The sequence below is a fragment of the Ruegeria alba genome (assembly GCF_022321465.1).
GTDB classification, from domain to species: Bacteria; Pseudomonadota; Alphaproteobacteria; order Rhodobacterales; family Rhodobacteraceae; genus Ruegeria_B; species Ruegeria_B alba.
The window spans coordinates 1-21,919 of record NZ_JAKOEM010000006.1; the positions used below are offsets into that span (position 1 = coordinate 1).

The following is a 21,919-nucleotide window of genomic DNA, read 5'->3' on the forward strand; positions in this document are numbered from 1 at the left end:
GCGCGGTCGTCTTGTCATGGTCTTCTCCTCGCTCGCAGCATCATGCTGCTGTTGCGCGGAAAATCCACTTATCCCGGCTGTTCAGTTTTCCGGAACCGTCTCTCTTCAACAAGTGGCAGAAACTCAGTCAAGAAGTGTGCTTTGGGGGTGAATTTAGAATCGACTACGAAGAAAGGGCTTACTTGAAGTGATATTCAACAAGAGCGCAGAAGCAGATGAACCACCGGCAGAAACTACCCAACCGCGACTGGCTGACCAACCCCAGACGGGGCGGGAGTGCGAGGGGACGCGACTGCACAAAACGTTCCGGCGGATGCTGGACGATCCGAAAACGACTCCGGAGCAGAAGGACGAGGCACGGCGGAATATCAAGAAGATCGACTCCCTAGTGAACGCCAAGCGCCGGAAGGCCAAGCCGAAACAGTAGATCCTCTTGTCACGCGTCGGCAGGCTCGTGACGAGATCAAGCACTCGGGCACGTTTTCAACGTAGTGGCGCTGCCAATTTACTACTATCCCGGCCTATTTTCGACTCGCCTACGAGCGCTTGCTTATGTACGCGTCTCAGAAAGCAAGATGGGCTGTATACCATCAACAGAAAAGGGGACTAAAAGGGGGATAAGACCACAAGCCAGGCATCCAATATATTGATTTAAATAAGATATCTGAAACAAGATGGTGCCCCCACACGGACTCGAACCGCGGACCTACTGATTACAAATCAGTTGCTCTACCAGCTGAGCTATAGGGGCAACAGGACCCGATTAATCGCAGGTCGGTTCGACTTCAAGATGGAAATCAAGGCCCATTGAGGAAAATCTCCGACAGTGTCCCTGCCGCAAGCGTTTGACTGCCTTGCACCTAGCTTGTAGTCAGGGAACTATCTGTTTGTTTTTCATAAGGAAGCCCGGCAAACGATGCAGGTGGTATTCCATACTGGCTCGCATGGCACCGACGACGATCGTTTGATCAAATGCCTGCTGAGCAACAAAGAGCCGTTCTCTCAGCGTGGCGTTGCCGTTCCGGGGCCGGCACAGTATCGCGCCCTGTTCAAGAAGGTCCTGACCGCGCTGGACGAGGCCGAACCCGAACCGCAGGCGCGCGAGGTGTTGATAGAGGCGATTCTGGATGGTGAGGTAGCCGACCGGGTGATCTTTTCGGATGCCAATTTCTTTGGCTCGCATTGGTCCGCCCTGGGCAAGGGCATGTTCTATCCCCGCGCGGCGACCCGCATGGCGAACCTACAAGCCATTTTTGCCTATGATCAGGTCGAGATGTTCATGTCGATCCGCAATCCGGCGAGTTTCGTCCCCGATGTCCTTGGCGCCCTCCCTGAAAAGGGTGCGGCCGAGGTAATGGAGGGTATGGATCTGCACAAGCTGCACTGGACCGGAATGGTCGAGAGCATTCGCGCCGCCGCCCCGAATGTACAGTTGACCCTTTGGTGCAACGAGGATACGCCGCTGATCTGGGCGCAGATCATCCGCGATCTAGCAGGGCTGGAACATGGCAACAAGATCGTCGGCGGCTTCTCGCTGCTGTCCGAGATCATGTCCAAGGAGGGCATGCAGCGGTTTCGCGCCTATCTGGCCGAGCATCCCGAGCTGAGCGAGATGCAGAAACGCCGGGTCATCGCCGCCTTTTTGGACAAATACGCTCTTGAAGACGCGGTCGAGGAAGAGCTGGACCTGCCCGGCTGGACCCATGAACTGGTCGACCAGCTGACCGAGCTATACGACGAGGACGTATTCAGCCTGCAACGCATTCCGGGCGTGCAGTTTATCGCCCCCTGACCCGTCCGGCTGCGGACGGGCCATCGGGCGCGCGGCTCACGCCATACCCAGCGCCGCCTTGTACATCTCCAGCACCGCCTCTTCTTCGGCGATGTCGTCCTTGTCGCGCTTGCGCAGGGCGACGATCTTGCGCATGACCTTGGTGTCGTAACCGCGCGCCTTGGCCTCGGCCATCACCTCTTTCTGCTGGTCGGCGATGTCTTTCTTTTCCTGCTCCAGTCGCTCGATCCGTTCGATGAACTGGCGCAACTCGCCTGCGGCGATCCCGTAATTGGCGTCTGATTGGGGCTGATCCATCGGTGCGATCTCCATCGGTGCGTTATGCGGCGACGAGCGGGATAACGCGGCGCCGGTTCGCCTGCAAGGATCATTTCCCGCCGGTTGCACCGGATGGGCCGATGCGGTAACGCGGGCGCGCAACTGGCGTAACAGACGGGGCGCGGTCATGCTGTTCGACATCATCATCTGGACGGGCGCCGCCCTGTCGTTGCTTGGGCTGGCCGGGCTGGTCTGGTGCATCCTGCGCGTCAACCGTGCCCGCAAGGCCGGGCTGAGCGACGATGAACTCCGCGCCGCAGTTCAGGCGGTGCTGCCCTGGAACCTGGGTGCGCTGTTCCTGTCCGTCATCGGGTTGATGATGGTGATGGTCGGGATATCGCTGGGCTGAGCGCGGCGCGCTCAGACCGGCATATTGTCGAACCGCGCCTCGACCGCATCCTCGCACAGCGCCGCATCAAGCTGGCGCAGTCGCGCAGGCACTTTCAGCCCATGCTGCCGCATGCGGTCCACGACCCGGCTGAATTCCGGCTGCACCTCAAGCCGGATATTCAGCGGCGCCCCCGTTACCCGTCGCTCCAGACGCTCGGCAGCGTGATATAGATCCTGTGCTGTCATGTGTCTTCTCCCCTGTATCGGAACCGAATCTGCCACAGCCGCGTAACAGGCTTAAGAAATTTCCCAGACATTCGGCCCCATCTCCCGGCCGAAAGGGCGGATATGCCTGTTTTCGTGGCGATTGCCGCATCCTTGCACAGCACCCGTTCGCGCGCATTGACCGACATCAAAACGCCCCGGATATAGAAAAGTGGCACATGGGAGTTGCATCATATTCACAATTTACCATATGATCCAGGAAACCAACAGGAGTCCGTCATGACCCCCTTCGTAAAAGCCTTCTTCGACGAAGCCACCTTTACGGTGTCCTACGTGGTGCGCGAGCCCGACGGCCGCGCCTGCGCCATCGTCGACAGCGTGCTGGATTTCGATCACGCCTCGGGCCGGACCAACACCGCCTCGGCCGATGCGATCGTGGACTACGTCACCGCCGAGGGTCTCAACGTCGAGTGGATCCTCGAAAGCCACGTGCATGCCGATCACCTGTCCGCCGCCCCCTATCTGCAGGAACGGCTGGGCGGCAAGATCGGCATCGGCGCTAACATCACCATCGTGCAGGACACGTTCGGCAAGGTGTTCAACGAGGGCACCGAATTCCAGCGTGACGGCAGCCAGTTCGACGCGCTGTTCCGCGAGGGTGACAGTTTCCATATCGGCCAGATGCGCGGCGACGTGCTGCACACGCCCGGCCACACGCCTGCCTGCCTGACCTATGTGATCGGTGATGCGGCCTTTGTCGGTGATACGCTGTTCATGCCCGATTTCGGCACCGCGCGATGCGACTTCCCCGGCGGTTCTTCGGCGACGCTCTACCAGTCGATCCAGAAGATTCTCGCCTTGCCGGATGAAACCCGAATTTTTGTCGGCCATGACTACAAGGCGCCGGGACGCGATGAGTACGCCTGGGAAACCACCGTGGGCGAGCAGAAGGCGCTGAACATCCATATCGGTCAGGGCCGCAGCGTCGAAGAGTTCGTCCAGATGCGCGACGCACGCGATGCCACGCTGGGCATGCCGCGGCTGATCCTGCCCTCGCTGCAGGTCAACATGCGCGCGGGCCAGATGCCGCCGGCCGACGAACAGGGCAATGTCTTTCTGAAACTGCCGGTCAACAAGCTCTGACCGGCGGACCAATCAAGCGCGAACAGGGAACACGGTTAATATGGAAACGGATTGGATTTGGGGGCTGGTCGGCGGGCTGCTGATCGGCACCGGCGGCGCGGTCTATCTGCTGGGCAATGGCCGCATCATGGGGGCCAGCGGCATTCTGGGCGGCCTGATCGACGGCACCGGGCGCGGCAACTGGGTCGAGCGGGCGGTGTTCCTCTTCGGCGTCGTGGTGGCGCCGCTGGTGCTGTGGCCGCTCTACAGCGTCGAGATCGACACGCATGTGACCAGCGATATCTGGATCATCGTGGCCGCAGGCCTGCTGGTCGGGGTCGGCACCCGTATCGCCAATGGCTGCACCTCGGGTCACGGGGTCTGCGGCATCTCGCGGTTCTCGCTGCGTGGTATCGTGGCGACCGTGTTCTACATCCTCGCCGGCGGTCTGACGCTGGCGATCTTCCGCCATGTCCTGGGGGTGATCTGATGCGCTTGCTGATTTCTCTGATCGCGGGGGCGCTGTTCGGCGGCGGCCTCTTTGTCTCGGGCATGACCGATACACGCAAGGTACAGGGTTGGCTGGATGTGTTCGGCGACTGGGACCCGACACTGGCCTTTGTGATGGGCGGCGCCATCCTGCCGATGCTGCTGGCCTGGCGCCTGACCGAGGGGCGCAAACCGTTGGCGGGTGGCAGCTTTCCGGCGCTGCCGCGCCCCGAAATGGATCATCGCCTGATCACCGGATCGGTGCTGTTCGGCATGGGCTGGGGCCTGGCCGGGCTGTGCCCCGGACCGGCCATCGCCTCGCTTAGCTATGGCGGGGTTGGCGGGCTGATTTTCCTGTTTGCGATGCTGGCGGGCATGGCGGTGGCGCCCCGCGTCGGCACGCAACTGGACAGGCTCGCGGCAACGGCCTAAGGAGCGGATATGGATATTCGACCGATCACCCCCCGCTACGCCGTCTCGCCGCAGATTTCGGTCGAGGACATTCCCGCCATCGCAGCCGCCGGGTTCACCCGGATCATCTGCAACCGCCCCGATGCCGAGGTGCCGCCCAGCCATCAGGCCGAAGCCATCGGCGCGGCCGCGCGCGCGGCGGGGCTGGATTTCGAGGTGCTGGAACTGACCCATCAAACCATGACACCGGAAAACGTGGCGCGGCAGACCGCGCTGGCCGAGACTGCCAGCGGCCCGGTTCTGGCCTATTGCGCCTCGGGCACCCGGTGTTCCGTGGTCTGGGCGCTGGGTCACTGTGGCGCGCTCGGCGCCGATGCTGTACTGAGCAAGACCTCGGCGGCGGGTTACCCCCTCGACGCGCTGCGCCCCCGACTGGAAGAGATCGCAGCCACGCGGAGCTAGTCCGCTAGCCCAGTCGGATCATCGCGGTTCGGCCACCTCTTCCTCTCGCTGCAACCCGGCCAGTTTCGCTATCTCCGAGGCAACCTTATCGGTGCTCAGCGCCGGAAGGTCGAATTCCGACAGCGCATCCAGATCGTCCACGCCTTCAGACTCGGGATCAATCTCCTCGAAATCTTCAGCAGTCCTGCGCGAGCGGCGGCGTGGCGGCGGCGGATCCGCGTGTTCTAAAATATCTGTGTCTACCTGCGCCTGTGGCGGTTGCGCGTTAGCGGGCCTGTGCGCCAGAAAGTCGTCTGGTGCCTGCTCGATCCGCTTCGGATCGGGTAGTTTCTCGTTCAGGCGCACCGCCCGCATGCCGCGACTCTGGCCCAACCGGGCCAACGCCACCTGGCGCCTCTCGATGGTAACGATCTCTGTCCTGTCAAGCTTGAGCCCCACCAGTGGCAACAGATCACCGGGCTGCATGCCGGCAAAGGCCGCAAGCGGCAAGCGAATACGCGCGATCACCGCATCAAGCTCTGCGCGGACAACACCGAATGCCTCGTCCAGACGCCGTCCCCGGGGCGTGCCCCCCCCCTCGGCGCCAGACAACTCAGCATCGGGGCGGTCGGGCAAGATCAGGGTGATCTGACCCTGAGCTTTACCCCCGCCTATTTCGGCGGTCAGGTCGAAAGCCCGATAACGGTCATATTCCAAAAGCAACAAAAGGGCCCTGCGGCTTTCGGCGCGGGCGCAGAACTCGTATCCAGTCAGACAGGTACGGTCAGCGGGTTGATCCACCATCTCTCTCGCGCGCGGCAGCAGCGCATCTATTAACGGCGCCACCATAGCGGCGTCAGTGCCCGTAAAGGCTCGTTCGACAATCCCGCCTGCCACCACTTGCCCCATGGTCTGCTGTTGCAGAATCGCCGTGACGCAGGCCCGGTCAATACAAGCCGCACCAAGCGCTCCATCCGGCCCCGAGAGCATCAGGTATAGCCGGTCCTCTGCCACCGCGCGCCCCAGCTCGTCCAGTTCACGCCTGGCCTGGGTCGCCCCGATCACAGACATAGCGAGCCCGACCGCCTCATCCGCAGCGCGGGCCAATGCCAGGCGCAGCGCGCGCAGGATCGAGCGGGTATCGCCCTGGCCTTCGTCCCGGGCCAGGGCCAGTTTCCGTTCCAGAACCGTCTTGTTTTCCGCGTCCGTCGCCATCACATGCGTTTCGCCTACCGCTCCGCTTCTGTCTTCAGACAGATGTAGCGCGACAAGCGTTACCAAGCTCTTTACGACGATCTATTGCGCGGCGATTTCCATGCCGACCGGCAGGCTGACACGGAACGCGCCACCCTCCTGCCCCGAGAGATAGCTGACATCACCGCCCAGGCGCTGCATGATCTCGCGGCAAATCGCCAGACCCAGGCCGGCACCACCGGCCTTTTCAGCGCTGACACGGGCAAATTTCTCGAAAACCATCTTGCGGGCATCCAGCGGGATACCCCCGCCATTGTCGATCAGATCGACCACGATCCGCCCGCCCACGTCATGCACGGTGATCGTCAGTTCGGGGTCGGCCGCATCGCAATATTTCTGCGCGTTCGAGATCAGGTTGATGAAAACCTGCGACAGCCGGTCCAGATCGGTGCGCAGCGCAATCCGTTCGGCCCCACGATGGCGCCGCACCCGCAGCGCCCTGTCAGTGCCCGTCAACGCCGTCGCCACGGCGCGATCAAGGATATCGACCAACCGACCCTGCCCCATGTTCAGCGTGACCTGACCGTTTTCCAGCACGCTCAGGTCCAGCAGGTCGTCCAACAGCCGGGTCAGTCGCAGCGCCTCGTCATGGATGATGGTGGCGTAGCGGGTCTTTTCCACCGGCTCTAGTCCGTCGGTATCACGCAGAATTTCGGAAAACGCCCGGATCGAGGTCATCGGCGTGCGCAATTCGTGGCTGATCTGACTCAGGAACGCGTCCTTTTGCAGCGAGATCTGGGTCAGTTTCTCGTTTGCCTCGCGCAATTTACGGGCAGTGCGACTGAGCTCGGCCGATTTCGCCTCGAGCCGGCTGGAATACTCAAGCAGCTGCGCGGATTCATCCGCCACCGCCAGCAGATCCTCGACCGAAACCGAGGAGCCGCCAACGATCTGGCCGATCATCGCATGCGCCGTGGCCGCCCCGACCGAGCCACTGAGTTCCCGCTCCAGCCGCTCCAGAAAGGCCGGGTTCGGCTCGGGCAGATAGGCGCGGCTGCCCTGCGCCACCGCCTCGGAATGAAAGAACTCCTGCGCCTCGCGCGCGCCCATGATGCGCTGCGACATGATCATCAGGTCTTCGCTTTGCGCAACGGACCCGGTCCAGCCCCGTGGCCCGGCGGAATGGTCGAACACGTTGACGAACTGCGCGCCCTGCAACCGCTCCAGCGGACTGGGAAAACTCAACAGCGAGGCGATGCAGAAGGCGGCGGTGTTCAGCGACAGTGACCACATCACCGAATGCACCATCGGGTCGAGCCCGTCGATGCCGAACAGCGCCTGCGGGCGGAGCCACGAAAAGCCGAACAGCCCGTCCTCCATCACCGAGGGCGCGATCACCCCGGCGCCCATTCCGGGCAGCAGCAACGTATAGAGCCAGAGAACGAACCCCACTGTCAGCCCGACCAGCGCGCCGGTCCGGGTGGCGCCGCGCCAGAACAGCCCCCCCACCAGCGCCGGCAGGATCTGGGCGATACCGGCAAAGGCAATGAGCCCGATCGAGGCCAGCGCCGCGCCGCCTCCCGACAGGCGATAGTAGAAATAGCCAAGCGCCAGAACCGCCGCGATCGACACCCGCCGGGCATAGAGCACCACCGAACGCACATCCCCCGAGACCGAGGCGCCGCTGCCCTGGGCGTTCAGCCAGATAGGCATCACGATATGGTTCGACACCATGGTCGACAATGCCATGGCCGCCACGATCACCATAGAGGTGGCCGAAGAAAACCCGCCCAGAAAGGAGAGCATCGCCAGCGTCTCCTGTCCCTGCGCCAGCGGGATCGTCAGCACGAACATGTCCGGATTTGCCCCCTTGGGCATGATCTCCAGCCCCACCACGGCAATGGGCACCACGAACAGGCTCATCAGCATCAGATAAAGCGGAAAGGCCCAGGCGGCGGTGCGCAGGTGGCGTTCGTCATCGTTCTCGACCACCATCACCTGGAACATGCGCGGCAGGCAGACAAAGGCCGCTGCCGCCAGAAAGGTGATGGTCGCCCAGCGCCCGTGATCGACCTGCCAGACCCCGATTTCCGAGGCGTCGATGCGCGACAGCGTGTCACCCAGCCCGCCGGCGATGCCCCAGACCACGAAGATCCCAACCGCCAAAAGCGCCACCAGCTTGACCACCGCCTCGATGGCGACGGCGGTGACCACACCGTGGTGGCGCTCGTTTGCATCCAGGTTGCGGGTCCCGAACAAAATCGCAAACACCGCCAGCCCGCCCGCGACCCAGAAGGCGCTTGACCCCTCACCCGGACGGCTGACCGGATCGGCCTCGGCGAAGATATCGAAGCTGAGGGTGATCGACTGGAGTTGCAGCGCGATATAGGGGGTGACACCGATCACGGCGAGCAGGGTAACGCAGACCGCCAGCGTGTTCGACTTGCCATAGCGAGACGAGATCAGGTCGGCGATCGAGGTGACCCGCTGCGAGCGCCCCACCCGCACCAGCTTGCGCAATCCCCACCACCAGCCGATCATCACAAGCGTCGGCCCCAGATAGATGGTGACGAATTCCAGCCCCGAGCGCGCCGCATAGCCCACGGCGCCGTAAAAGGTCCAGGCCGTGCAGTAGATCGACAGTGACAGGGTATAGACCAGCGGCGAGCGCAGCCAGGTTGTGCGCCCGGTCGAGGACAGCCGGTCCGCGGCAAAGGCGACCCCGAACAGCAGGATCACATAGGTCATGCAGACCGCGACCAGGACGTTGAGAGAGGTCACCGCTCGGTCTCCTGCCCGATCTGATGACCGCCACTCTGACGTGTGGCGCGTCCGAACAGGGCGCTGACCGCGATCAGGATGGCCCAGACGCCGAACACATAGGTGATGGCCGCCGACATCCGCACGGTGCCCGCCCCCTCGGACGGCCAAAGCAGCGGTACGGCGAACAGCGCCGCCCCCATCAGCGGCAACAGGCGCGCGGCATCCATCAGGCGGCGGCGGCGATAGCTTTGCCGCTCAAGAAACACGGGCGGCGGCTGGACAGGGGTGCGCCCGGTCTCCTCGCCCGCGGACCGGCTCATGGGCGCGATGCCTGTGCGTGCAGATCGCGCACCGCTGTCAACACCTCGGCATTGGAAAAGGGTTTGGTCATGAACCGGCTGACCCCGGCCTTTTCCGCCATGTCGCGATCGCGCGACTGGCCACGCGCGGTCAGCATCAGAACCGGCAGATCCCGCGTCGCCACCCGCTCGCGCAATTCTCGCAGGATATCCATGCCGCTCTTGCCCGGCAGCATCACGTCCAGGATCACCAGATCGGGCGCGGCGGCGGTGATCTTCTCGACCGCATCCGCCCCATCCTCGTGCGTTTCAACCTGCCAACCATCGCGCGTCAGCAGGAAACGAATTGCTTCAGCGATGTTCGGCTCGTCTTCGATCAGCAGAAGCCGTCGGCTCATCCTTGCCCCTTCCTCCCCCAAAAGGTGGCGGACTGTTGCCCGCTCGTTTTCCCGAATTCAGATTAGACCCGCTGTCAGGGGCCTGTCAAAACCCTTCGGACAGGATCGACGGTTCGCGCCGCGCCGCGCAGTCGCGGCGCGGGCACACCCGGCACGATGCACCGACAGGCTGCGCCGCCTGCCGCCCCCGCTCGGCGGTTGGTACAGGCAGGATCAGCATGACGGAACGGATCACCGGATCACTGTCGAATTCCGGCATGCCCTCGGGCCAGGCGACGGCGAGGCAATCGAACTCTGCCGCATTGCGCCCCAGCTGCGACACCCGCCGGCGGATCGGGACGAGCGGCCGGCCAAGCGCGGCGTAAAGCGGCCAGAGCGGACAGGATTCGCCATGCCTGGGCAAGGCGAAACCGGTCACCGGCTTGCGAAACAGGATACTGCCCGAGGCGTCACAGATCACCAGTCCGGCTTCGTGTGGCAACACGCCTTCGGGCAGGCTGGCGAGGCGCCGGAACATCGCAGGCAGCCCGACGCCAAAGCGTCGCGCCAGCGCGACCGGATCGAGCCCCAGAACATCCAGTGCCGACACCATCTCGGGCAGCGGCATGGCACGCGCATCGGCGGCATAGACCGCAAGCATCGAGCGCGCGATTTCGCGCGCGGCGCCCGAGGCCAGATTGTCGAGCGGCACATCCGCAACCGAGCCACCCTTTTCAAGTTCGGTGAAATGGTGACCGCGTCCGGCGACGAAGGCCTCGACCTGCTCGACCGGGACACCGGTGCGGTCCTCGCCCGCCTCGCTGTCGTCAAGCCAGCCCACCAGCGATTTAGAGCTTTCTGCCAGACGCTCGGCGTCCTGGTGCAGGTTGCGATGGAACCGATCGCGCCATTCCGCCTCCAGCTCTCCCGGTTCGGCAAGGATCGCCGCCGTCGAACGGATCGCGGCCGCGGTCGACAGCACCTCGTGCAGCGACGCGGCAAGATGCGGGTCATGCGTCAGCCGATCAGACAAAGTTTCGACCGTGCGTTCCAGCGACCCGACCCGCCGGAAAAGCCGCGCCAGAACCTCGGCCCAGCCCGGAAAGCGGCCCGCGAATTCATCGACCCGGTCCGCCTCGGCGGCGGTGGAACCGGCATCGGCAGCCGCCTCGCGCAACGTCGCCAGCAACGCCGCCTCGGCACCCTCGGTCAGCATCGAAGGCTCGACCGACAGTGCAGCCGCGATATCGACCAGCAGTTTACCGCCGATTCTGCGCCGGTTGTGCTCGATCAGGTTGAGATAGGAGGCGGAAATATCCACCTTGCGGGCCAGATCGGCCTGCCTGAGACCGATCATCAGCCGCCGCTCGCGGATTCGACTGCCCGTCAATGTGTCGCGTGCCATGGTATCCCGTTCCCGGAATGTGAATAAAAATCAACGGGTTTCTGCGGCGCGACATAAGGTTTTTTACATCATCCTCGAAAACCGTGTTGAGAGATTTACAGAATTTTCTTTCGGTTTAAAGGGGTTATTGCGTAATTTTCCAATCCTCCACCATACTGCTTTTGCACACATGTGCCTGCGCATCGCGGAAGAGGAGCCGCCGCGCACGCAATCTTTTGGGAGGAAAACATGTCCAAGAACCAAGTCACGCGTCGGGGCGTGCTCAAGACCGGTGCGGTTGCCGGGGCCGGTGTGGCCCTGCCGACGATCTTCACCGCGTCGTCGGCCGCCGCCTATACCAACGAACCCACCGGTGGCACCGTCACCCTGGGTTTCAACGTGCCCCAGACCGGCCCCTATGCGGATGAAGGCAATGACGAATTGCTGGCCCAGCAGCTGGCGGTCGAGCATCTGAACGGGATGGGCGACGGCGGCTGCCTGAACACTTTCACCTCGAAGGCACTCAAAGGGAACGGCATCCTGGGCAAGAAGGTCCAGTTCGTGACCGGCGACACCCAGACCAAGTCGGACGCCGCCCGCGCAGCAGCCAAGTCGATGATCGAAAAAGACGGCGCCATCATGATCAACGGCGGCTCGTCCTCGGGCGTGGCCGTGGCCGTGCAGGGCCTATGCCAGGATGCCGGCGTGATCTTCATGGCGGGCCTGACCCATTCGAACGACACCACCGGCAAGGACCGAAAGAAGAACGGCTTCCGCCATTTCTTCAACGCCTACATGTCGGCGGCCGCCCTGGCACCGGTGCTGTCCAAGGAGATGGGGGCCGATCGCCGCGCCTATCACCTGACCGCGGACTACACTTGGGGCTGGACGCAGCAGGAATCGATTGCAGCCGCGACCGAGGCCATGGGCTGGGAGACCGTCAACAACGTGCTGACGCCGCTGGCATCGACCGACTTCTCGTCCTATATCGCGCCGGTCCTGAACTCGGGCGCCGACGTGCTGGTTCTGAACCACTATGGCGGCAACATGGTCAACTCGCTGACCAACGCGATCCAGTTCGGCCTGCTGGACAAGGTCGCCAACGGCAAGGACTTCAAGATCGTCGTGCCGCTCTATTCGGAACTGATGGCCGCCGGTGCGGGCGAGAACATCAAGGGCGTGCTGGGTTCGATGAACTACAACTGGCAGCTGGACAACGAAGGCTCCAAGGCGTTCGTCAAATCCTTTGGCGAGAAGTATGGCAAGCCGCCGTCGAACTCGGCCCAGACCTGCTATGCACAGGTTCTGCTCTATGCCGATGCCTGCGAACGTGCCGGAACCTTCAACCCCTGCGGCGTTGCCGAAGCGCTGGAAGGCTTCGAATTCGACGGTCTGGGCAACGGCAAGACGCTGTATCGCGCCGATGACCACCAGTGCTTCAAGGACGTTCTGGTTGTGCGCGGCGCGCAGAACCCGACCAACGCCTATGACACGCTGGAAATCGTCGAGGTCACGCCGGTCGAGCAGGTCATGTACGCCCCCGATCACCCGATGTTCGGCGGTGCCGAGGCCTCGCTGGGCGAGTGCAACTCGGGCGCATAATCCGGGCCAGAGAATTTTCGATGAAAATTCTCTGATTTCCGCAAAGCCGCCCTTCCCGGCCCCGGCTGGGAAGGGCGTGCGGTACCAGCCACAAGGTGGGGACGATGGACGCAATCATCCTGCAAATACTGAACGGGCTCGACAAGGGCTCTGCCTATGCGCTGATTGCGCTGGGACTTACACTGATCTTCGGGACGCTGGGCGTCGTGAACTTTGCCCACGGGGCGCTGTTCATGATCGGCGCCTTCTGCGCTGTGACGGTACAACGGCTTCTCAATCTGAGCTTTCAGACCGTGGACGAGACCCAGAAGGACTTTCTGGGCAACCCGCTGAAGGTCGACACCCCCTATGTCGAAGCCTGGTTCGGCCCCGAGATCGGCGCCGCGATCATCGACTGGTCGGTGCCACTTGCGCTGGTTTTCGCCATCCCGATCATGCTCGCTGTCGGCTATGCGATGGAGCGTGGCCTGATCAAGCATTTCTACAAGCGTCCCCATGCAGACCAGATCCTGGTGACCTTTGGCCTGGCCATCGTCCTCCAGGAAATCATCAAGTATTTCTTCGGCGCCAACCCGATCCAGACGCCGGAACCCTCGGCACTCAAGGGTTCGCTCGATATCGGGCTGATGCTGGGCTTTGACCCGAACGCGATCATCTATCCCATCTGGCGCCTCGTCTATTTCACCTTCTCTGTGGTGATCATCGGCGGTGTCTTCGCCTTTCTGCAATTCACCACCTTCGGCATGGTGGTGCGCGCGGGCATGGCGGATCGCGAGACCGTGGGCCTGTTGGGCATCAATATCGACAAGCGGTTCACCATCATGTTCGGCATCGCCGCCGGTGTGGCCGGTCTGGCGGGTGTCATGTACGGGCCGCTCAACCCGCCCAACTATCACATGGGCATGGATTTCCTGGTGCTCAGCTTCGTCGTCGTCGTGGTCGGCGGCATGGGCAGCCTGCCGGGCGCCGTCGCGGCCGGGTTCCTGCTGGGTGTGCTGGAAAGCTTTGCCTCGACCACCTGGGCCACCACCACCATCCCGGGCATCAACCAGATCATCATCTATCTGGTCGCAATCATCATTCTGCTGACCCGTCCTCGGGGCCTTATGGGCCGCAAGGGCGTGATGGAGGACTAACCCATGCTGGGACTGGACAAGAAAGACACTTCGCTTCTGATCATCGTGGCGATCCTCACCCTGCTGGCACCGTTCATCCTGAACCCGTTTCCCGCAGGCAGTGCCATGGCACAGTTCAACGCGGGCTATCCCGATCTGATGCAGCGGTTCGTGATCTTCGGCATCTTCGCCATCGGCTTCAACATCCTGTTCGGCCTGACCGGCTATCTCAGCTTTGGCCACGCGGCCTTTCTGGGCGTCGGCTCCTATTCGGCCGTATGGATGTTCAAGCTGCTCAGCTACAACGTGATCCCGGCCATCGCGCTGAGTGTCGTCGTGGCCGCGCTGTTCGCGCTGCTGATCGGTTATGTCAGCCTGCGCCGCTCAGGCATCTACTTTTCGATCCTGACGCTGGCCTTTGCGCAGATGAGTTTTGCGCTGGCCTATTCGGTGCTGTCGAACCCCAAGTTCAACCTGACCAACGGGGAAACCGGGCTTCAGGTCTATGCCGATGACCCGCAAATCTTCCACCGTGACAGCCTGCCCGACATGCCGCATCTGTTTGGTCTGTCGATGCGTTCGACCTACAAGCTCGACATCGGCGCCTGGAGCTTTGACTTCAACGTGGGCTATTACCTGTGCGCCGTGATCATGATGGTCATGTTCTACCTTGCCATCCGCATCTTCCGCTCGCCCTTCGGCATGATGCTGCGGGCGGTGAAATCGAACCAGCAGCGCATGAACTATACCGGCCTCAATCCGCGTCCCTACACTCTGGCCGCGTTCGTCATCTCGGGCATGTATGCCGGTCTGGCCGGTGGCCTGATGGCGGCGATGGACCCGCTGGCGGGCGCCGAGCGGATGCAGTGGACCGCGAGCGGCGAGGTGGTGCTGATGACCATCCTCGGCGGTGCGGGAACCCTGATCGGGCCGGTTCTGGGCGCGGGCTTCATCAAGTATTTCGAGAACATCTTCTCGAAGATCAACGACACCATCCTGCACCAGTGGTTCAGCTTCCTGCCCGACGGGATCGAGGACTTCATGGTCTTCATCGTGCACCCGTTCATCGGCAAGGGCTGGCACCTGACGCTGGGTATCCTGTTCATGCTGGTGGTGATCTTCCTGCCCGGTGGCCTTGTGGAAGGCGGCCAGAGGCTGGGCAACTGGCTGCGGAACCGGGGCAAGCGCTCGGGTGAGGCCAAGACCAAGCACGAGCCTGCGGAATAAGGAGCCGGGATCATGGGAATTCTCGAAGTCAAGAATGTGGGCAAGCGGTTCGGTGGTCTTCAGGCGCTGTCCGATGTCAACCTGAGCGTGGCCGAAAACACCGTTCACGCCATCATCGGACCGAATGGCGCGGGCAAGTCCACCTTGCTCAACTGCCTGGTCGGAAAGCTGATCCCGGATAGCGGCAGTGTCATGTTCGACGGCCAGTCCGTTCTGGGACGCGCCCCTTACGAGATCAATCAGATGGGCATCAGCCGCGTGTTCCAGACGCCAGAGATTTTTGGCGATCTGACGGTTCTGGAAAACATGATGATCCCCTGTTTCGCCAAACGGGACGGCGCGTTCGAGTTGAACGCGCTGCCCTCGGTAAGCCAGCAGAAAGACGTCGTGGACCAGGCCATGCACATGCTGGAAGAGATGCGGATGGCCGACAAGCGTCATATGCATGCCGCCGCCATGTCGCGCGGCGACAAACGGCGCCTGGAGATCGGTATGTGCCTGAGCCAGGAACCCCGCCTGCTGCTGCTGGATGAACCGACCGCGGGCATGGCACGGGCCGATACCAACAATACCATCGACCTGCTCAAGCAGATCAAACAGGAACGCGACATCACCATCGCCATCATCGAACATGACATGCATGTGGTGTTCAGCCTGGCCGAGCGGATCACCGTTCTGGCCCAAGGCACGCCCCTGGTCGAGGACACGCCGGAAAACATCAAGGGTCATCCGAAGGTGCGCGAAGCCTATCTGGGCGAAAGTGCGTAAGGGAGTGCGTCACTCATCCCCAAAACCGGGAACCGGTTTTCGGACAAGATGAGTGAGAAAGGATAAACCATGAACGTAAAACCCGATTTCTCCAAGAACGCCAATCAGGCCACCACCGCCCCCGCCTTTCTGTCGGTCTGGGACATGCATGCCTATTACGGCGAAAGCTACATCGTGCAAGGCGTGAATTTCAACGTGCACGAGGGCGAGATTCTGGCGCTCTTGGGCCGCAACGGGGCGGGCAAGACCTCGACCCTGCGCTCGATCGCGCGCACCGGATCGCCCATGGTGACACATGGCGAGATCTGGTTGGACCATAAGCCGCTGCACAAGATGACCAGCTACGAGGCCGCGCAGGCCGGACTGGGCCTGGTACCCGAGGATCGCCGCATCATCCCCGGCCTGACGGTCGAGGAGAACCTGCAACTGGCCCAGATCGCGCCGCCGATCGGTTGGTCCATTGAGCGTCTCTACGACCTGTTCCCGCGCCTGGGCGAGCGGCGCAAGCAGGAGGGTGTCACGCTTTCGGGCGGCGAACAGCAGATGCTGGCCATCGCGCGCGCTCTGGCCCGGGACATCAAGGTGCTGCTGCTGGACGAACCCTATGAGGGTCTGGCCCCGGTCATCGTGGACGAGATCGAAAAGACCCTCATCCATATCAAGGAACAGGGCATGACCACGATCATCGTCGAACAGAACGCGGTGCGGGCGCTGGAACTGGCCGACCGCGCGGTGATCCTGGATACCGGCACGATCGTCTTTGACGGCAGCGCCGCCGAAGTGCTCGGAAACGCCGAACTGCGGTCCGAGTATCTGGCGATCTGACTTCACACTCCCCGTCGTGCAGGGCTATCAGCCCCTGCCGATACCTGCGACCGGCCCCACAGGGCCGGTTCTTTTTTTGCGTGGTGGAGACCGTTTTCCGGCACGGAAAACGGCCAGGAAAAGGACTTTTCCTGGTCGGAAATTCCCAATTTCCGACCCTTGCCCGAAAGGTCCGCGCCTGCCTAAATGAGCGCATGAAAATATGTGCGATCACCATGGTTTACCGCGATCACTGGGCGCTGGGTCAATGGTACCGGCACTTTGCACGCCAATTGGGCGCCGAGCATCTTTACGTGGTGGCCCATGGCTCCGACCCCGATATCGCTCGCATCTGTCCCGGCGCCAGCATCCTGACCATCCCGCGCGACGATCTCAGCCGGTTCGACACCCGTCGGGGCGACATGCTCAACGCCTTTCAGAACGGGCTGAACCAGATTTACGACTGGGTGATCCGCACCGACGCGGATGAACTGATCTGCCTCGACCCAGAGCGCTTCGACGGTTTCGCCGATTTCTTCGCCCGCCAGCGTCGCAGCGCCGTTTTTTCCCTGGGACTGAATCTGGGCGAACGGGCCGAGGACGCCACGCTGCAAGGGGATGAACCGGTCCTGAACCATCGCCAGAGCGCGGTCTTCACCGGCAATTACTCCAAGGCCTGGGCGGTGCGCAACAGGATCGGTCTCAAGGCGCACGGGGTGCAGCTGCGACCGGCACGGGTCGAAAGCTTCCCCTTCATCATGCCGCGCGGTGTCTATCTGGTGCATCTGAAATACGCCAACAGCGCCGCACTGGCGCGTGCTGCGGAACACCGGCGAGAGGTGGCCGACCAGCCGGGCCTGGGTAATCCCGGCCAGGCCTGGCTCAACCCCGGCACCGACAGCCGCCGCTTCTTCAAACAGTTCGAGGCGCTGCCGGAGCTGCCATGGGAAGAGGCCGAGCCGCGCGCCTATGCCGATATCTCGACCGAACCGGTGCGCGAGACAGGTCCCGGCGTGGTCCGCGCGCGCCGGGACACGCCGCGCATCCGCACCCGCCTGCCTGACTGGTTCAGCGCGCTCTGACCTATTGCGCGGTCCAGCCGCCATCCACCGGGATCGCGGCCCCGGTCACGTTATGGGCGGTGGGGGCGCAAAGCCACAGCGCCAGCGCCCCGATCTCGGCAGGGTCCGAGGCCCGGCGCGAGGGCTGTTTCTCGGCCATCAGATCGGCCATAGCCGCCTCGCGATCGGCGCCTAGCGCCGCCATCCGCGCGGCGATCTGCGGCTCGAGAATGGCGGTTTCGGTCCAACCCGGACAGATGCAATTCACGGTCACACCGCCCCGGCCCCGATCACCAAGCGCCGCATATTCCAGCGCCGCCACTTTGCTCAGCCCGATCAGCCCGTGCTTGGCCGCCACATAGGGCGCCTTCTCGACCGAGCCCACCAGACCGTGCACCGAGGCGATGTTTATCACCCGGCCATAGCCGCGCTCGGCCATGGCGGGCATGGCGGCCTGCATGGTGTAGAAGGCGGCGCTCAGATTGACGGACAGGATCGTCTCCCAGGTCTCGCCCGCCATCTGGGCCAGCGGTCCGGTGCGCTGGATACCGGCATTGTTGACCAGGATATCGGCGCCGCCCCAATGGGCCACCTCGCGCATCAGCGTGGCGATCTGGCCAGGGTCGCGCAGGTCGCCGGCAAAGAACCGCGCCTCGGGCGCGCCCGCCGCGCGCATCGTAGCACAGGCCGCCTCGGCCTCACCCGCGTCGGCCAGCCCGTGCACCGCGATGCGGGCACCGGCCCCCGCCAACACCTTGGCAATCGCCAGCCCGATGCCCTGGACCGAGCCGGTCACCAGCGCCGTTTTTCCACTCAGATCGGTCATCCCTCGTCCTCCAGCATCCGGCGCAGTTCGGTCTTGAGAACCTTGCCGTAATTGTTCTTGGGCAGCTCCGGCAGCCAGCGATAGTGTTTGGGCCGCTTGAACCGCGCGATGTTGCGGGTGCAGAGCGCGTCAAGCTCTGCCGCCTCGGCCTCACCCACCACAAAGGCCACCACCTCCTCGCCCCAGTCCGGATGGGGCCGGCCCACGACCGAGGCCTCGCGCACCAGCGGATGGGTCAGCAAGACCTCCTCGACCTCGCGGGGATAGATGTTCGATCCACCCGAGATGATCAGATCCTTGGAGCGGTCCTGAAGCGTCAGATACCCATCCGCGTCCAGAAACCCCATGTCTCCGGTCATCAACCAGCCGTCGCGCAAAGCCGTGGCACTTGCCTGCGGATTGCGCCAGTACCCCGGCATCACCACGTCGCCGCGCACCATCACCTCGCCGGTCTGGCCCGGCGGCAGCGGCGCGCCATCCCCATCCCCGATGCGCAACTGGACCGGGGATTGCGCGCGCCCGACGCTGGCCAGCCGCGCCTGCCAGCGCGGGTGGTTACGGTCGGTCACGTCATGGCGCGACAGGGCGGTGATGCCCATCGGGCATTCGCCCTGACCATAGATCTGTACAAAGATCGGCCCGAAATGGTCGACCGCCTCGACGATATCGGCCAGATACATCGGCCCGCCCGCATAGACCACGGTGCGCAGCCCCTCGCCGGTTTCTCCGCTGGCGCGGGCCTGCTCGGTCATCCGCTTGACCATGGTGGGCGCTGCAAACATCTGCACCCGGCTGAAATGGCGCGCCAGATCGAAGATCTCGCCCGGGTCGAACCCGCCCGAGGCCGGGCAGACATGGCGTGCCCCGCGCAGCACATGCACCATGTTGTAGAGCCCGGCGCCATGGCTCATCGGGGCGGCATAAAGCACCGTATCCTCAGGCGTGACCGGGTCAACATCCACCGGATAGGCGAGCGAGACCGCCATCAGCATCCGGTGGGTGATCATCACCCCCTTGGGCCTGCCCGTGGTGCCCGAGGTGTAGAAGAGCCAGGCCAGATCGGTGGGATCACATTGCGCCGGGGTCGCGACCGGGTCAGCGGCAAGGAGCACGGCCAGCCCGGCCGCGCCCGTCTCGACAATGCGGCCCGGCGCCTGGGCCTCATACAGGGTGGAGGCCAGATCGGGCGTGGCAAAGGTGATCGTGGTTTCGGAATCGGCAAGGATATAGGCCGCCTCGCGCCCGTGCAGCTTGGCATTGATCGGGACCGCCGCGGCCCCGGCATACCAGATGCCATATTGCAGGATCAGATAATCGGGGCTGTTGCCCATGAACAGCGCGACGCGGTCGCCCGGCGCCACGCCCTGCCCCCGCAGCCAGCCCGCCACCCGCGCGGCGCGGTCGTGAAACCCCGCGTAATCGGCCACCAGATCACGCCCGAGAAACAGCGCCGGACGCTCGCCGCCCGCCTGCGCCTGCCGCGCCAGCCAGAGGCCGATATTCATGCCTTGACCGGTTCCAGGATCGAGGCGTAATTGGCCACCCCCGATCCCCCCATGTTGAAGACCAGCCCCAGTTCGGCGCCCGGATGCTGCATCGCGTCCGCCTGCCCCAGCACCTGGCGCGCGATGAGCGCATGCATGGATACACCGGTGGCGCCGACCGGGTGCCCCTTGGCCTTGAGCCCGCCCGACAGGTTCACCGGCAGCCGCCCGCCCGCATGGACAACACCGCCCTCGAGCAAATCGCTGGCATGACCATGGGCGGCCAATCCCATCGCCTCGTAAATAAGGAGTTCGGCGATGGTGAAACAGTCATGAACCTCGGCCACGTCGATATCGCTGACGGTGACGCCAGCCCGGTCATAGGCCCGGTGGATCGCCCGGCGCGGCCCCTCGAAGGCCAGCAGATCGCGCTGCGACATCGGCATGATGTCATTCACCTGCGCGACGCCGCGCAGCCGCGCGGCCTTGGCCACGTCACCCAGCATATCGTCGGCCACCAGCACCAGCGCCGCCGCCCCGTCCGAGACCAGCGAACAGTCGGTCTTTTTCAGCGGCGCGGCGATGATCGGGTTGCGATCGGACACCTCGGCGCAGAACGCCTCGTCCAGCGGTTTTTGCAACTGCGCCAGCGGGTTGTTGACAGAATTGCCGTGGTTCTTGGCGGCAATCCGGGCCAGCGCCCGGCTGTGATCGCCATACCGGTCGAAATAGGCCTGCGCAAATTGCGCAAAGACACCGGGAAAGGACAGGCCCGCCTCTTCCTTTTGATACGCCGCATGGCCAAGGGCCGCGGCCACTTCGGCGGTGGGCAGATGGGTCATCTTTTCCACCCCGATCACCAACGCCACCCGCGCCTCGCCCGACAGGATCGCCTGACGCGCCGCAAATACCGCAGCCGAACCCGACGCGCAGGCATTCTCCAACCGGGTCGCGGGTTTGAAACGCAGCGCCGGATCGATGCTCATCGCCAGCGAGGAGGGAAAGCCGTCCCCCACCAGCCCGGCATTGAAATGACCCACCCATATGCCGTCGACCGCCTCGGCGCCAATGCCGGCATCGGCCAGAGCCTCGCGCCCGGCGGCGGTGATCATGTCCTCGACCGACATGTCTGTCAGCTTGCCGAACTTGGTATGCCCCCAGCCCGCGATGGAAACCATGGTCCGTCCTCCCCAAAAGATCTGTGGCAAATCCTGCCAAGACGCAGCTTTCGCTTCAATTCCGTAGAAATACCCGTCACCATACGCGGCATGAGTGACCCCGGCTTCGAATATGCACCTATCGGTCTGGTAGAGCTGGAAAACCGCGTCATCCGGCGGTGCAACCTGCATTTCGCCAGCATGTTCGGCGGGCAGGAAAGCGACTATCGCGACATGCCGCTGCTCAGGCTCTATCCCAGTCACGAGGATTTCGAGCGCATCGGCAAGCGCGGCCTGCAGGCCATGCGCGAGACCGGTTATTACACTGACGAACGCATCATGCGCCGCCGCGATGGCGATCTGTTCTGGTGCCGGGCGCGCGGCAAATCGTTGACGCCCGACGACCCGTTCCGCCATGGGATCTGGAGTTTTGCCGACATCTCCGAAGAACGACGTGTGGTCGAGCTGACCCCGCGCGAGCGCGAGGTGGCGCTGCTGACCTGCCGGGGCCTGTCGGCCAAGGAGGTGGGTGCGGAACTGGGACTCAGTTATCGCACCATCGAGGCCCATCGCGCCCGGTTGCTGCAAAAATTCGGCGCCCGCAAGCTGCCGGAACTGGTGGCGAAACTCTCCGGAATGCCGCTTTGATCGCATTTTCCTCGCAATCGGGCGGCGCAAACCCCATGTTTCCCGATGACAGGGCGCTTTTCATGGCCCGGCGCTTGGCCTA

Annotated in this window: 24 protein-coding genes and 1 tRNA gene; 14 read left to right on the top strand and 11 right to left on the bottom strand. The window is 63.4% G+C overall.

Features of this window, described 5'->3' with window-relative positions:
- Nucleotides 1-191: hypothetical protein (locus MB818_RS08920; RefSeq protein WP_238904862.1), on the top strand; the 191-nt coding region annotated here is incomplete at its 5' end.
- Between the two features lie 484 nt (nt 192-675).
- Here the strand turns inward: MB818_RS08920 and MB818_RS08925 are convergent.
- Nucleotides 676-751, bottom strand: a tRNA-Thr gene (locus MB818_RS08925).
- A 165-nt stretch (nt 752-916) separates the two neighbouring features.
- Between MB818_RS08925 and MB818_RS08930 the strand changes: the two genes are divergently transcribed.
- Nucleotides 917-1,792: a hypothetical protein gene (locus tag MB818_RS08930; RefSeq protein ID WP_234139455.1), complete on the top strand. Its 876-nt coding sequence runs from the start codon at nt 917-919 to the stop codon at nt 1,790-1,792.
- Between the two features lie 36 nt (nt 1,793-1,828).
- On the opposite strand, the gene MB818_RS08935 is transcribed toward MB818_RS08930, so the two are convergent.
- A complete protein-coding gene (locus MB818_RS08935; protein WP_011046781.1) occupies nt 1,829-2,089 on the bottom strand; it encodes a DUF2312 domain-containing protein in 261 nt (86 codons plus the stop codon).
- Between the two features lie 148 nt (nt 2,090-2,237).
- On the opposite strand from MB818_RS08935, the gene MB818_RS08940 reads away from it, so the two are divergent.
- Complete coding sequence (locus MB818_RS08940; RefSeq protein ID WP_439653283.1) at nt 2,238-2,459, top strand: hypothetical protein; 222 nt, start codon at nt 2,238-2,240, stop codon at nt 2,457-2,459.
- 11 nt (nt 2,460-2,470) lie between these two features.
- Here MB818_RS08940 and MB818_RS08945 read toward each other — a convergent pair whose 3' ends face one another.
- A complete protein-coding gene (locus MB818_RS08945) occupies nt 2,471-2,686 on the bottom strand; it encodes a hypothetical protein (protein ID WP_234139454.1) in 216 nt (71 codons plus the stop codon).
- Between the two features lie 258 nt (nt 2,687-2,944).
- Here MB818_RS08945 and MB818_RS08950 point away from each other — a divergent pair, with 258 nt between their 5' ends.
- Genes MB818_RS08950 through MB818_RS08965 form a run of 4 tightly spaced genes read left to right on the top strand, consistent with a single transcriptional unit; the run spans nt 2,945 to nt 5,149 of the window.
- A complete protein-coding gene (locus MB818_RS08950; RefSeq protein ID WP_234139453.1) occupies nt 2,945-3,808 on the top strand; it encodes an MBL fold metallo-hydrolase in 864 nt (287 codons plus the stop codon).
- Between the two features lie 40 nt (nt 3,809-3,848).
- The gene (locus tag MB818_RS08955; RefSeq protein ID WP_238904863.1) at nt 3,849-4,277 is read left to right on the top strand and encodes a YeeE/YedE family protein; all 429 of its coding nucleotides are present in this window, start codon (nt 3,849-3,851) and stop codon (nt 4,275-4,277) included.
- Nucleotides 4,277-4,708, top strand: coding sequence for a DUF6691 family protein (locus MB818_RS08960; protein ID WP_238904864.1), 432 nt, complete (start codon nt 4,277-4,279; stop codon nt 4,706-4,708). The genes MB818_RS08955 and MB818_RS08960 overlap by 1 nt, the downstream gene beginning before the upstream one ends.
- Nucleotides 4,709-4,717: 9 nt before the next feature.
- Nucleotides 4,718-5,149 carry a protein tyrosine phosphatase family protein gene (locus MB818_RS08965; protein WP_234139450.1) on the top strand — a complete coding sequence of 144 codons (432 nt, stop codon included), beginning with the start codon at nt 4,718-4,720 and terminating at the stop codon, nt 5,147-5,149.
- An 18-nt stretch (nt 5,150-5,167) separates the two neighbouring features.
- On the opposite strand, the gene MB818_RS08970 is transcribed toward MB818_RS08965, so the two are convergent.
- The 5 genes from MB818_RS08970 to MB818_RS08990 form a co-directional block, all read right to left on the bottom strand.
- Nucleotides 5,168-6,343 carry a FliM/FliN family flagellar motor switch protein gene (locus MB818_RS08970; RefSeq protein WP_238904865.1) on the bottom strand — a complete coding sequence of 392 codons (1,176 nt, stop codon included), beginning with the start codon at nt 6,341-6,343 and terminating at the stop codon, nt 5,168-5,170.
- 81 nt (nt 6,344-6,424) lie between these two features.
- A complete protein-coding gene (locus MB818_RS08975) occupies nt 6,425-9,103 on the bottom strand; it encodes an ATP-binding protein (RefSeq protein WP_234143240.1) in 2,679 nt (892 codons plus the stop codon).
- Nucleotides 9,100-9,405 (bottom strand): hypothetical protein, encoded by a 306-nt coding sequence (locus MB818_RS08980; protein WP_234139447.1) that lies wholly within the window; start codon nt 9,403-9,405, stop codon nt 9,100-9,102. Before MB818_RS08980 ends, MB818_RS08975 begins: the two co-directional genes overlap by 4 nt.
- A complete protein-coding gene (locus MB818_RS08985; protein WP_234139446.1) occupies nt 9,402-9,782 on the bottom strand; it encodes a response regulator transcription factor in 381 nt (126 codons plus the stop codon). Before MB818_RS08985 ends, MB818_RS08980 begins: the two co-directional genes overlap by 4 nt.
- An 85-nt stretch (nt 9,783-9,867) precedes the next feature.
- A complete protein-coding gene (locus MB818_RS08990; protein ID WP_234139445.1) occupies nt 9,868-11,166 on the bottom strand; it encodes a helix-turn-helix transcriptional regulator in 1,299 nt (432 codons plus the stop codon).
- Between the two features lie 228 nt (nt 11,167-11,394).
- Between MB818_RS08990 and MB818_RS08995 the strand changes: the two genes are divergently transcribed.
- The 6 genes from MB818_RS08995 to MB818_RS09020 all read left to right on the top strand — a co-directional run bounded on the left by MB818_RS08995 (nt 11,395) and on the right by MB818_RS09020 (nt 17,743).
- Nucleotides 11,395-12,747 (top strand): substrate-binding protein, encoded by a 1,353-nt coding sequence (locus tag MB818_RS08995; RefSeq protein WP_234139444.1) that lies wholly within the window; start codon nt 11,395-11,397, stop codon nt 12,745-12,747.
- Nucleotides 12,748-12,851: 104 nt separating this feature from the next.
- The gene (locus MB818_RS09000) at nt 12,852-13,883 is read left to right on the top strand and encodes a branched-chain amino acid ABC transporter permease (RefSeq protein WP_234139443.1); all 1,032 of its coding nucleotides are present in this window, start codon (nt 12,852-12,854) and stop codon (nt 13,881-13,883) included.
- A gap of 3 nt (nt 13,884-13,886) precedes the next feature.
- Nucleotides 13,887-15,089: a branched-chain amino acid ABC transporter permease gene (locus tag MB818_RS09005; RefSeq protein WP_234139442.1), complete on the top strand. Its 1,203-nt coding sequence runs from the start codon at nt 13,887-13,889 to the stop codon at nt 15,087-15,089.
- Between the two features lie 12 nt (nt 15,090-15,101).
- On the top strand, nt 15,102-15,857 hold the full coding sequence (locus MB818_RS09010; protein WP_234139441.1) for an ABC transporter ATP-binding protein: 756 nt from the start codon (nt 15,102-15,104) through the stop codon (nt 15,855-15,857).
- Nucleotides 15,858-15,926: 69 nt separating this feature from the next.
- A complete protein-coding gene (locus tag MB818_RS09015) occupies nt 15,927-16,682 on the top strand; it encodes an ABC transporter ATP-binding protein (protein WP_234216460.1) in 756 nt (251 codons plus the stop codon).
- 194 nt (nt 16,683-16,876) lie between these two features.
- Entirely contained in the window at nt 16,877-17,743 is an 867-nt protein-coding gene (locus tag MB818_RS09020) for a glycosyltransferase family 2 protein (RefSeq protein WP_234143236.1), read from the top strand.
- A 1-nt stretch (nt 17,744) separates the two neighbouring features.
- On the opposite strand, the gene MB818_RS09025 is transcribed toward MB818_RS09020, so the two are convergent.
- From MB818_RS09025 to MB818_RS09035, 3 genes are read right to left on the bottom strand one after another with little or no spacing between them, the layout of a single operon-like run.
- The gene (locus MB818_RS09025) at nt 17,745-18,548 is read right to left on the bottom strand and encodes a 3-hydroxybutyrate dehydrogenase (RefSeq protein WP_238904866.1); all 804 of its coding nucleotides are present in this window, start codon (nt 18,546-18,548) and stop codon (nt 17,745-17,747) included.
- Nucleotides 18,545-20,053, bottom strand: coding sequence for a class I adenylate-forming enzyme family protein (locus MB818_RS09030; protein WP_238904868.1), 1,509 nt, complete (start codon nt 20,051-20,053; stop codon nt 18,545-18,547). The genes MB818_RS09025 and MB818_RS09030 overlap by 4 nt, the downstream gene beginning before the upstream one ends.
- Nucleotides 20,050-21,210 carry an acetyl-CoA acetyltransferase gene (locus MB818_RS09035; protein ID WP_234163242.1) on the bottom strand — a complete coding sequence of 387 codons (1,161 nt, stop codon included), beginning with the start codon at nt 21,208-21,210 and terminating at the stop codon, nt 20,050-20,052. Before MB818_RS09035 ends, MB818_RS09030 begins: the two co-directional genes overlap by 4 nt.
- 90 nt (nt 21,211-21,300) lie before the next feature.
- Between MB818_RS09035 and MB818_RS09040 the strand changes: the two genes are divergently transcribed.
- Nucleotides 21,301-21,837: a LuxR C-terminal-related transcriptional regulator gene (locus tag MB818_RS09040; protein ID WP_234139435.1), complete on the top strand. Its 537-nt coding sequence runs from the start codon at nt 21,301-21,303 to the stop codon at nt 21,835-21,837.
- Nucleotides 21,838-21,919 lie beyond the last annotated feature (82 nt).